The following is an 11,510-nucleotide window of genomic DNA, read 5'->3' as shown; positions in this document are numbered from 1 at the left end:
GATCCCGATCCCGATCCCGATCCCGATCCCGATCCCGATCCCGATCCCGATCCCGATCCCGGACCTGACCCTGATCCTACACCCGAGCCTGACCCGGAACCGGATCCGACACCGGGTGATGACCCTTGGGATGAGAGCGACAGCAGGGGCCTGATCGTCGTGACGGGCGAGGCAGGTCAGTATGATCGTCACAAGTCTGAGGTGTCTTTCGTCATGGGGGCTGACCTGGACGCCAGCCGGTTCCGCAACGACCGGGATCTTACGACAATCGGGAACGGTCTCGACAACAAGATGGACGGGAACGACGGTGAAAACCGGCTGGAGGGGCGCGCTGGCGACGACATCTTGGACGGTGATCGTGGTCACGACATGCTGATAGGCGGCACGGGCGATGACACGCTGGATGGCGGACGCGGGCGCGATACGCTGGCCGGCGGGGCAGGGGACGACTGCTTGGACGGGGGACGCGACGATGACGTCTTCATCTTCGAGACCGGCGGTGGCCATGACGTCATCGAGGATTTCGAAGACAACGACGATACGCTCTGGCTGGACGTATCTGGCGTCGCATCTGTGGCCGAGGCTTTGGCTTTTGCGACTGGGTCGCGGGGCGACGTGATCTTTGATTTCGGCGGGGGTGACCGAATAACTGTCGAGGATATGGAGATCGCTGAGCTTGCAAATGACCTGCTTATCCTCTGAGTGCCCTGCCTTTTGCCCGAACGGGTGAGCCGCTCTTTCAAGTCCCGTCAGGTGTCTTAGCCCGGCGGGACCGAGGGCCACATGGAATTGGTGGGATGGAGGAGAGCGCGAGCGCAGGTGCCCTATGGCGCGTCGAGGCGCGTTGATGCAAGCCGGGTTGTTATCTCGGTTTGCGTGTCACGCCACAGATATCGGGGACAGGGGGCGCACGGGAGACTAACCCGTTGGTCGTGTGCGTTTCGGGTTTGACGAAAGCCAGAGAGGGTTTGATTCTCGCTGTATTGGCCAGAGATTGAACGCGCGCGTTATCTAAAGGTACACCTGTCGTGCGGGGGTTTGAGCATTTGTCTAAGGGGGCGAAAAATGGGCTCCGTTGGTGGCGGCTAACGGTCACGTCGGGACACGGTCCCGCACTTCTTTCGGCTCAATGCTGTCCCGGTGTGTATCAGTTGTTCGGCTGCTCGATCTAGCTAGTGTCAGGGACCGTCACCGGTCACCTTAGGTCTCGTTCCGATAGGGGGCAGATGCCTCTCGGTGTATGATGGGCGGGATCGATCGTGATGGATCGTCGGACGGTAGTCGGTATATGACCCCTACACTGCGCTGCGAATGCCTATGCCGAGGACTTCATCCGAAGCGCAGGGTGATCGCGCTCAGGTCGCTGTGTTGCGACACCTCGTCGTAAGGCGGGTTTCTGTTCTAGCAGCGGCGTTTCGGGTGCCACTCAGGTTTTGGGGTAACGCAGCCGCCCATGTCGGTGCGTACGATCTGGCGGTCATTGTTTGGGGTCATGCTGAGCCAAGCTTTGGGGTATGAGGGTTCGGAAATCTACTTGCTTTCGATACGGGCCTGTTCGCTGTTCGATAGGGCAGCGTAGAGTGATGTTCGAACGGGATTGACCCAGCCGCTGGATGATCTTGTGGCGGTGACTGACCCTTTGCACGCGTTTAGCGTGGAAGTACCGCGGCGTGATTGGGGGTTCGCTGTCTCCACGAACCAAGACGTCATAGGCGCCATCGAGTGGTTTGGACTTTGATCGGCACGGGACGCCGCGGGCGTTGGGTGGATGTCGTCTCCGGCGAGCGCTTGCGTTGGTTTCTGACACAGGGGCACATTTCTCCGCTCGTTCAGTAAGTCGGTTCGGATTTGCGCGGGCAGGGTCGCTCGGTATCCAAACCTCGCTGACGGTACTGGCACTTGGCTCTGGATGGTCAGGCGCCTGTTTGGAGGGCGCTGGTTAAGGGTTTCAGCGGACAGAGCTGGCATCCGAGGTTAAGACGTTGGCCTAGAGGTAAGATATTGAATTTAGATGAGTAGTACTCTGATCGGATGCGCTTTGTGGCCAGCGTCTTGGCTTGTTCACCAGCGCGACGTTAGGCATCTACGCGATAGATAATGTCAATCGTAATATTCTCTGTGTCTATCATTCTAGCACCGCCCAATGCAGATGGACTTCGCACTTGTCGACCTTCAATTGCGCTCTCTTGGTGTCCTGAGCGGAACAAACCTGCGCCTTGGCGCGACACACCCGCAGGATCGTTTCGTGATGGGGCGACGGCAGCGCTGAAGAGTCCGACAGACATCTCGGATCCTCCTCAAACCCAGCGGGCGCGTTGGCGACGCGTCCGCGTCACGACAGCAGCTTTGGGTCACATCCTCGGAGTTCGGGGTTCTCGGAACGGAGGGTCGCAAGACGTGCTCTCGCATCGGTATCATTGGCGGGCGGGTCGTCAGTGACGTCGAGACAGGTTAGGAGTTCCACCATCCGCGCAGCGAGGGCAGGGAAGCTCTCGCCGATCTCCGACAGATAGGGCGGGGCGTAGATGCGCAGCGCGACATCGAGATCATGATCACCCCAGTAGGTCACCATCATCGTACATCCGCTGAACTCGCTCCGATGGTCTTGGGGGTATCGGTACGTACATTGCGCCTGCCAGGTTGGGGCCTCGTCATTGTCGAGGATAAGGTATGATGCGAACGGTTGCGGGGCTTCCGAGCGCACCTCGATAGTGAGCCCCTCGATGCGGAATGCCTCTGGCACAAGCGCTTGGTTGCCGTAATGGCTCTCCCTCCATCCGGTCGCCAAGAGATATGTCAGTGATGGCCTATCTCCGTCCACGACGAATACACCATATCGAGGCCCCATAACGGGGTCGGCTTCCATGAGCTCATCGAGCCAGTCCACACCATTGATGGGCAGGAAAGTGGGGTCGTACTCCGTCTCCCACGGGACTTGGCCGACGAGGAAAATGCGCGTGCCGATCTGCACGGTCGCGGGGCCCTCCTCGGCCATGGCGGGGCAGACCGTGTTCGCGGCAACTAGAAGACTCGCGATCAGTTTCATGGTGCGGCGTCCTTCACATCGGGGCACGGGGCCCGACATGGCTACTCCGGCGCGCAGGACTGGTTCGAGGCGCTTCCGTGACCGTTCCGGGACATATCGGACGGGAACCGGTCCACGCGTGTAGAACGCGAGGTTAACGACAGGCGTGGTACGGTCGCGGGCGAGAGGGGGTCCGGAGGCGAGGTGAGCAGTCAAAGCGGGACTGGCTGGGGCCTACCTTGCCCCGGACCTTGCTTTGTCGTGCGCGTTCGCGCGGCGAGGGCTCATGTATGTGCCCCAGGGCCGGAGCGGTGCGTTTCGGTTTGGGGCGGTGATGTGGTCCGGTGCCCTGGGCGCCGTCCTTGCCGTTGGACAAAGGGCGCCTGCGAAAGCGCTCAATCCAGCTTTCAGGATGGGCGGCACATCGCTGGGATTTTTCATATCCCTGGCTGGGGTGAAGACGTTAGCTGAATGGGGATGCGCTCCGTGTAATGCGATTTGGCCGCAGAGTGGCTTGGTGTTTTGCCCCGCACGCAAGGGTAAATCCTTTCCATGGATTAGGGTCCGACAATGCTCTAACGCTTAGGGTGGATCACCCGAATAAGGGCATGCCACAGCGAAACACTTTAGGAAGCTATTTGATATGTCAGTCGGAATCATCATTGAAGGCAATGTTTTCACCGGAACCGACGAAGGTGATTTTATCGGAGGTACCGAAAGCGATGATGAGATCTTCGGTCGGGAGGGCGAGGATACAATTCGAGGGCGCGCCGGAAATGACACCATATCAGGCGGGCCAGGAGATGACTTTATCGGAGCAGGGCTGGGCAACAACATTGCAAACGGCGGAGATGGGGATGATTTCATTGCCCCTAACATTTTCGTCGAAGGTGGCCGGGACGAACCGGCGCCACCAACGTCGAATCAGTTCTTTGGGGAGGCCGGGAACGACTTTGTCAGAGGCGGCACAGGATCCGATAGGCTCTTGGGGGGAGAAGGTCGCGATACCCTCACGGGCATCCTAGGCGATGACTTCATAGACGGTGGAGCTGGTGATGACGTCCTGTTCGGGTCAGTCGAACGTATATTTAACGGGATCGACCAAACCGGAAATGACCTCCTTTTAGGTGGGTCGGGCAATGATGAGATCCATGGTCAAGTGGGGGAGGACACGTTGCAGGGCGGCAGCGGGAACGACAGCCTCTCCGGTGAGGAGGGCAACGACAGTCTACAGGGCGAAGACGGCATTGATGTCATGGACGGTGGGTCGGGCAATGACACGCTGAACGGCGGAGCCGACGCCGATGACCTCTATGGCAATTCCGGTATGGACACGCTGTTTGGCGGCGAGGGGGACGATACGCTCAAGGGCGGAAATGGGAGCGACAGCCTCGACGGCGAAGCGGGGGATGATCTGGTAAGCGGCAATGCGGGGCATGACACGCTCGCCGGTGGGGCCGGGGCTGACAGGTTGTTTGGGGGGCGAGGCAATGATGTGCTGGATGGCGGAGACGCGGACGATCTCCTCCGAGGTGGCAAGGGCCAAGACACTCTGACAGGCGGTGCGGGCGCGGATACGCTTGCCGGGGACAGGGGCGACGATAGGCTGACCGGCGGGGACGGGGCGGATGTGTTCGCCTTCGCGCGCGGTTGGGGTGCGGATACGGTGAGCGACTTCGCGGCCACCGACGGGGAGGTTATTCTGTTCGTCCAGGGGTCCGGCATCACTAGCTTTGACGACCTGTTGGAGAACCACCTTCGGGACGCGGACGGGAGCGCCGAGATATATGTGGGCGAGAACACCCTCCGGTTGGACGGTATTTCGGTGGATCAGATTGGCGCGGGTTTGGCCTATTCCGCTGATGACTTTGTTTTTGAGTATATGGTTTAATAGGGTGCGGAATTACACTGAGGTGTCTTTGCGATCACGGGAGTTTCTGTGCGGCAGCCTTTGGTATAGGCATTAGCTGCGCTGATCCTGCAATTAAGACATAGAGCCTCGCTGCTTTATGCGTTTAGAGCGTCGCGCCTGACGTAATTTACGACCCGCCTGCGATGCCGTCCGCGGCCTTTAGCAAAACATAGACCCGGTCGGGGTAGCTATAGCCCGGCAGCATCAGGTCGCCTGTGTGTGTCATGCCCAGACGGTCGAGCAGACGCAGCGACCGATGGTTGTTCGGATCAACGATGGCAGCGATCTGACCGAAGCCTTCTGAAACCGTTCCGATCAATGCCTGCGCCGCTTCGGTCGCGTAGCCTGTGCCCTAGGCATGGCGCGACAGTCGAACGCCGAGTTCCAGGTGGCCCGGTCCTAGACGCGCCGCGCTGCCCAACAGCGATACATATCCCAACAGGCAGTCATCGGATCGTAGGGTGATCGCTCGGATTCCCGGAGGGCCCGTTTGCGCCCGCTGTGCCCGTGTCAGCCAAGCGGATTGGGCCGCGCGGGTCAGCGGCCCGTGGTCGCTGAACTCCATGACGGTGGCATCGCCAAGGATGACGTCCAACTGATCGAGGTCAGACGGCAGCCAAGCGCGCAGTCGCAGGCGGTCGGTGAGGACATCAGAACGGGCCATTAACCATCCGTTGGAAAACGTGACGGGGCGGAGCTTAGGCCACGGTCTGGGCAGTCGGAACCGGGTTCAGACCAACCGCGCCGTGACGACATGTTATTGTATTACATATTTTGGTTGTCATCCCACGCGTGCGCGGGTACCGGTCGCTCAACTCCTGACAAAACCAGTCGGAGAAGGAACGCCAGCCTGGGATTTTATCCGACGGGGCCGCAAGCGGCCTCAGACAGACGGTTCTGCCGTGCCCGGCCAGTTTGCCCACGTGTTCAAGAGACCAGAAAGGAACACCGACCGTGCCCAGCCTCACCAGATTTGCCCTCGCCTCGTCCCTGGCGATTGGGACGGCCCTTTCGGCTGCCGCGCAGGAAGGATCGCTGACCATTGCCGTGGGATTTGGCCCGACGGCTGAGGTGCCGGACCCGCGCGCGGGCTACAATGGGTGGATGTCGAACCAAACCGGCGTGACCGAAACGCTCATGGGGATCGACTATGATCTGAACCTGTATCCGCGCATGGCGGAGGGCATCGAGCAGGTCAGCCCGACCACCTGGCGCGTCACCCTGCGCGATGGTGTGCTGTTCCATGACGGCACGCCCGTGACGGCCGCCGATGTGGTGGCGTCGGTGGAGGGCATTCTGGACGAAGCGCATCCGGGCCATAACGCGCGGGTCGCCAAGCTTCTGGACCTCGCGGGTCTGACGACCGATGGCGATCATGTGGTCGTGTTTGAGACGAACACCCCAAACTCCGCCTTCCCATGGACCTTGTCCGACCCGGCGATTGCGGTTCTGGGCCGCCCGTCCGAGGACTTCCCCATTAACGCAACGGGGCCGTTTATCTTCCAGGAGGCTATCCCGGAACAATTGTATCGCGTGGAGGCCAACCCGAACTATCGCCTTGGGGCGCCGGGCCTTGCCGAGGTCCAGGTTGTGGGGATCCCGTCGCCTGCCACCGCGGCCTTGGCCTTTGAGGCGGGCGACGTGGATATGGTGATCAACTACCCTGAGACGGACTACGAGCGGATTTTGGACACGGGGGCGGCGGGCTTCACCGCTGCGACGGCGCGGCTCTATTTCTACACCGTGAACGCAAAAGCGGGGCCCATGTCGAACCCGCTGATCCGCCAAGCCGTCTCCGTTGCTATCGACCGCGACGGCATTGTGGAGGCTGTGTTGTCGGGCGTGGGGGGCGTGGCCGCTGGCACGACCTTCCCAGCCGGGAAAGGCTGGGCCGCTGACATCACGCCGACCTACGACCCGGCCAAGGCCGAAGCCCTGTTGGCCGAGGCCGGTGCTGTCAACGAGGGCGGCCAGTGGATGCTGGAGGGCGAACCGCTTGAGATCGACATCGTGACCTATTCCTCCCGCGCGGCCTTGCCGCCGACCGCAGAGCTGACCCAGGCGTTCCTCGCGGCCATTGGCGTGACGGCGAATGTCCGTGTCGGGGAATGGGGTGCCAGCAACGATCTGATCGCGTCGAACGAGGCCGATATGTTCCTGCAGGCCTGGGTGATGACGCCACACGGCGACCCGGGTGGCGTGTTGGAGACGCTGTTGAAGACCGACGGAGGGTCCAACTCGGGCGGCTATAGCAACGCCGAACTGGACGCGCTGTTGGAGCAAGGGCGCGCCACCTTTGATCAGGATGCGCGCGGCGTGATTTATGATCAGGTGCAGGAGATCATCGCAGCCGATGCCGCCATGATCCCGGTCTATCACGTGAACCAGGTGAACGTCGCCAAGCCCGGGTTGGACGGCTACCGCGTCCATCCGACCGAGACCTACTGGATCAAGCACGAAACGACCTTTGCGGAATGATCTGTCGATGACACTGACGGTGTCCGGCTTGCGTGTGGTGCGCGCGGGTCGGACGATCTTGCATTCGACCTCTCTCTCGATGTCTCCCGGCGACCGGATGGGTCTGGTGGGGTCCTCAGGCTCGGGCAAGTCCACGGTGGGCCACGCTCTGATCGATGATCTGCGGGGGCAGGGGCATAGCGTCAGCCACGTGCCGCAGAGCCCGGACGAGGCGCTAGATCCGTTGCGCAGCATGGCCTTCCACTGGCGCGAGGCGGAGCGCGCGCTTGGTGGTGTGGACGTGGACCGGGCGGCGCTGTTTTCCGCCCTAGGGATCGACGGCGGTGACATGGGCAAGCGTCCCTGGGGCTGGAGCCGCGGGATGCAGCAGCGCTTCGTGATCGCCATGGCGCTGATTGGGACACCGGATTTGATCGTCTTGGATGAGCCGACCTCGGCCCTTGATCCGGTGGTTGCGGCGGCATCGATGGACCTTCTAGAGCGTCATTTGCAGGGACGGGACACGGCGATGATGCTGATCACCCACGACCTGGGCCTTGCCGCGCGGCGGGTGTCCCAACTGATGGTGATGGCCGAGGGGAGGGTGGTCGAACGGGGCGCGACGGAAGATATTCTCGCGCGTCCTCAGTCGGTCGCGGCGCGGGCTCTGACGGCCCACAAAAGCTGGGCCATGGTGCCATGCTAGAGTTGACCAAGGTGTCGGTGAAACGCGGCAAAACCCCCACGCTACGGGATGTATCCCTTCGGTTGCCTGCAGGCCAAACGCTTGCGGTCGTCGGTGAGAGCGGGGCGGGCAAATCAACGCTTATTGCGACGATCCTTGGGTTGTTGAAACCGACGAGCGGCACCGTTGCCTGGTGCGGAGCGGCCGTGCGGGCCTGTCGCCCGGCCCTGGTCATGCAGGAACCGCGCGCGGCGTTTAACCCGGCGCTCTCCCTGCGCCGGTCTGTTATGGAGCCGCTGCGGCGCGGACCGGCAGAGGGACGGCTTGAGAGGCTTTGCGCGGGTCTGGATCTTTCGGCAGAGATCCTCGACCGCAGGCCAGGTGAGGTGTCCATCGGACAGGCGCAGCGCGTGGGCATCCTACGGGCGTTGATCGCGGCACCGCCGCTGGTGCTGTTCGACGAACCCCTTTCGGCTTTGGACGCGGTGACGCAAAAACAGACCGCGCGGCTGATCAGCGACCTGCAACGGGAAGAAGGCTTTGCCGCGCTGATCGTCACCCACGATCTGGGCTATGCCGTGGCCCATGGGGACGAGATTGCGGTCCTGAAGGCCGGTCGGATTGAAGAAATCGCGTCGCCCCGGGCCTTTGCGCTGGCCCCACAGTCAGATTATGGGCGTCAGTTGCGCGATGCGGCGATTGCCCTGGGATCCTTGGAGGCGGCCGCATGATCGCCGCGCTGGCGGGTCTGCTGCTGCGGGCGGTGGTCGTGTTGTTCGGCACGGCGCTACTGACCTTTGCACTGCTCTGGAATTCACCGGGCGATCCGGCGCAGGCCATCGCGATGGCGCGGTTCGATGCGCTGCTGACCGACGATGTGATTGATCAAGTCCGCGTCGAGGCGGGGCTGGATCGGACGTTCTGGGTCGCGTTCTTGGATTGGCTGGGGCCGCTGCTGAGGTTGGATTTCGGGCATTCGTCCGTGACCGGGCGCCCGGTTTGGCCCGATTTGAGCAATGCCATGGGCTATACCTTTCCGCTCGCGCTTGCGGCGTTGGTCATCGGGATCGGAGTGTCCCTACCGCTGGCCTACCTCGCCACGCGGCGGCCCGGTGGTTGGTTGGATCGGGCGTCGGTCGCGGTGGCGACACTGGGCACCGCCATTCCAGCCTATTGGTTGGGCCTGCTGTTGATCTTGATTTTTGCCGTGCACCTGGCGTGGTTGCCCGCCATGGGCGCACGCACGCCGGCCCATGGGATATTGCCGGCTGTGACGCTCGGCCTGGGTGTTGCCGCGTCGCTCACGCGGATCATCCGGTCGGGGATTCTGGAGGCGCGGGCGCGCCCTTTCCTACCTGCGCTTCGGCGGCGCGGGGTCGGATCGGCCGCCATCGGGCGCGATCACGTGGCGCCCCATGCTGCGGTGCCCGTCCTGACGGTTCTGGGGCTTGAGCTGGCCTTTCTGCTGGAGGGGCTGGTCCTGGTTGAGGCGATCTTTGGCCGTCCGGGGCTTGGGTCCTTTCTGGTCACGGCGATTATGGCGAGGGACTTTCCCCATGTGCAGGCGGTCGTCGTGCTGACGGCCCTGATCTTTGTCACAGTGAACCTTGTGATTGATGTGGCCTATCGCATCCTTGATCCCCGGATCGGAGGCCGCGATGCGTAGCGTCGTCATGCTGGCCGTCGTGATGGTCACGGTCGCGGGCATAGGGCCCCTGTTCGCGCCCTATGATCCAACCGCAATCAACATTCCCAACCGCCTGTCCCCGCCAAGTTCGGAGTTTCCCCTGGGGACGGACGCGCTCGGGCGGGATATCCTGTCGCGCATCCTCCATGGGGCGCGGTGGTCCCTGGGATTGGCCTTTGTCGTGTCGCTCATCAGCCTGGTCATCGGCACGGCGATCGGACTCTTGGCCGCCTTGGGCGGAGGTCTGACGGATTGGGTCACCATGCGCACGACGGACTCCTTCCTCGCCTTTCCCGAACTGGTGGCCGCCATCGTGATTGCGGGCCTCACGGGCGGTGGGACGTGGAGCTTGATCTTCGCCTTGGCGGTCACAGGCTGGATGCGATACGCGCGCGTCGCACGGGGGATCGGTTTGTCCCTGAAAACACGCGGCTACGTCATTCAGGCGCAGCTTGCGGGCATGTCTGGGCTGGCGATTGCGCGCTGGCACTATCTGCCGTCCCTTTTGCCGTCATTGACCGTGGTTTGGACCGGCATGTTTGCCCGCGCCATTCTGGGCATCTCGGCGCTCGGGTTTTTGGGCTTTGGGGTGCAGCCACCCAATCCCGAATGGGGGAGCATGCTGCTGGATGCCCGCGTGCATATCCGCTCCACGCCTTTGCAAATGATCTGGCCAGGGCTTGCCGTGGTGATCAGCGTTCTGGCGATCAATCTAGCGGGCGACGCCCTCCGCGACGCTTTGGCGGAGGAGCGTGACGGGCCATGACCGACAGGGCCACATTGGGCATCTCGCTGCGCCTTGTGTCGGGGGTCCTGTTCGCCGGGATGCTGGTCTGCGCCAAAGCCGTGAGCGCCGCGGTGCCCTTGGGCGAGATCGTTTTCTTCCGGTCCTTCTTCGCGCTGATCCCGCTGGTCATCTTCCTCTGGCTGCGCAAAGAGTTTCCGGGCGGCCTGCGCACCAAGCGCCCCGGCGCGCATCTGCTGCGGTCAGGCTTTGGGGCGCTTGCGCTGTTTGCGTCTTTTGCTGCCCTCGCCCGGCTGAACGTGGCCGAGGCCAGTCTGATCGCGCAGCTGTCCCCGGTCCTGACGGCGCTCGCCGCCGTGGCCCTGTTGGGTGAGCGGTTAACCATCTGGCGCGTCGCGGGGCTGGGTCTTGGGTTTGCTGGTGTGGTTGTGCTGGTCTTGCCGGAGGTTGGTCGCGAAGCCGCAGACGACAGGATCACCGGATACCTGCTTGGCCTGGCGTCGGCGGGTCTCGCGGCGCTGGCGCTGATTATGGTGCGCAGCCTCACCACAACCGAAAGCCCCGGCGCCATCGCCTTTTACTTCATTCTCGCGTCAATGGCGGGTGGGTTGGTCACTTTGCCATTGGGGTGGGTTGTCCCCGATGGCTGGACGCTGGCGTTGCTGATCGGCGCTGGCCTGTTCGGTGGCTTCGCCCATATCGCGATGACATTGGCCTTTCGTTATGCTGAGGCGTCGCGCCTTGCGCCGTTCGAGTATGTCGCCTTGCTGTGGCCCGTGCTCGCCGATCTGCTCCTCTTCCGGCAACCGCTCTCGGTGACGTTCTTTTGGGCGGGTGCGCTGATTGTCGGGGCGGCGGTGATCGCGGCCAAAGAACCGGTCTTGAGGCGAGGACCGACGCCCGCGCAGACACACCCGTAGATCGGTTCAGGGCTGGGGCGGGTGGCGGCGAGCCGGAAACTCCCGGCATTTGGGAGGGCGCAGCCACTGCGGCAGCGCC

Annotated in this window: 9 protein-coding genes and 1 pseudogene; 8 read left to right on the top strand and 2 right to left on the bottom strand. The window is 62.6% G+C overall.

The window, feature by feature from the left end; translation table 11 throughout:
* A partial coding sequence (locus tag K5R33_RS18390; protein WP_373314194.1) for a calcium-binding protein occupies positions 1-702 on the top strand: 702 nt, incomplete at its 5' end.
* 1,630 nt (positions 703-2,332) lie between these two features.
* Here K5R33_RS18390 and K5R33_RS18385 read toward each other — a convergent pair.
* Positions 2,333-3,046, bottom strand: coding sequence for a hypothetical protein (locus tag K5R33_RS18385; RefSeq protein WP_220750546.1), 714 nt, complete (start codon positions 3,044-3,046; stop codon positions 2,333-2,335).
* Positions 3,047-3,668: 622 nt separating this feature from the next.
* Here K5R33_RS18385 and K5R33_RS18380 point away from each other — a divergent pair.
* Positions 3,669-4,916: a calcium-binding protein gene (locus K5R33_RS18380; protein WP_220750545.1), complete on the top strand. Its 1,248-nt coding sequence runs from the start codon at positions 3,669-3,671 to the stop codon at positions 4,914-4,916.
* A gap of 148 nt (positions 4,917-5,064) precedes the next feature.
* On the opposite strand, the pseudogene K5R33_RS19140 reads toward K5R33_RS18380, so the two are convergent.
* Positions 5,065-5,601: pseudogene (locus tag K5R33_RS19140) on the bottom strand (GNAT family N-acetyltransferase).
* A gap of 290 nt (positions 5,602-5,891) precedes the next feature.
* On the opposite strand from K5R33_RS19140, the gene K5R33_RS18365 reads away from it, so the two are divergent.
* The 6 genes from K5R33_RS18365 to K5R33_RS18340 are packed head-to-tail and all read left to right on the top strand — an operon-like array spanning position 5,892 to position 11,431.
* Positions 5,892-7,415: an ABC transporter substrate-binding protein gene (locus tag K5R33_RS18365; RefSeq protein WP_220750542.1), complete on the top strand. Its 1,524-nt coding sequence runs from the start codon at positions 5,892-5,894 to the stop codon at positions 7,413-7,415.
* 7 nt (positions 7,416-7,422) lie between these two features.
* Positions 7,423-8,100, top strand: a complete 678-nt coding sequence (locus K5R33_RS18360; RefSeq protein ID WP_220750541.1) for an ATP-binding cassette domain-containing protein — start codon at positions 7,423-7,425, stop codon at positions 8,098-8,100.
* A complete protein-coding gene (locus K5R33_RS18355; protein WP_220750540.1) occupies positions 8,094-8,810 on the top strand; it encodes an ABC transporter ATP-binding protein in 717 nt (238 codons plus the stop codon). Before K5R33_RS18360 ends, K5R33_RS18355 begins: the two co-directional genes overlap by 7 nt.
* The gene (locus tag K5R33_RS18350; RefSeq protein ID WP_220750539.1) at positions 8,807-9,745 is read left to right on the top strand and encodes an ABC transporter permease; all 939 of its coding nucleotides are present in this window, start codon (positions 8,807-8,809) and stop codon (positions 9,743-9,745) included. The genes K5R33_RS18355 and K5R33_RS18350 overlap by 4 nt, the downstream gene beginning before the upstream one ends.
* The gene (locus K5R33_RS18345) at positions 9,738-10,532 is read left to right on the top strand and encodes an ABC transporter permease (protein ID WP_220750538.1); all 795 of its coding nucleotides are present in this window, start codon (positions 9,738-9,740) and stop codon (positions 10,530-10,532) included. The genes K5R33_RS18350 and K5R33_RS18345 overlap by 8 nt, the downstream gene beginning before the upstream one ends.
* On the top strand, positions 10,529-11,431 hold the full coding sequence (locus K5R33_RS18340; protein ID WP_220750537.1) for a DMT family transporter: 903 nt from the start codon (positions 10,529-10,531) through the stop codon (positions 11,429-11,431). The genes K5R33_RS18345 and K5R33_RS18340 overlap by 4 nt, the downstream gene beginning before the upstream one ends.
* The last annotated feature ends 79 nt before the right edge of the window (positions 11,432-11,510 follow it).

Origin of the sequence: Jannaschia pagri (assembly GCF_019655435.1) — a bacterium.
In the GTDB taxonomy this organism is placed as follows: Bacteria; Pseudomonadota; Alphaproteobacteria; order Rhodobacterales; family Rhodobacteraceae; genus Jannaschia; species Jannaschia pagri.
This window is presented reverse-complemented; position numbering and strand designations above follow the sequence as displayed.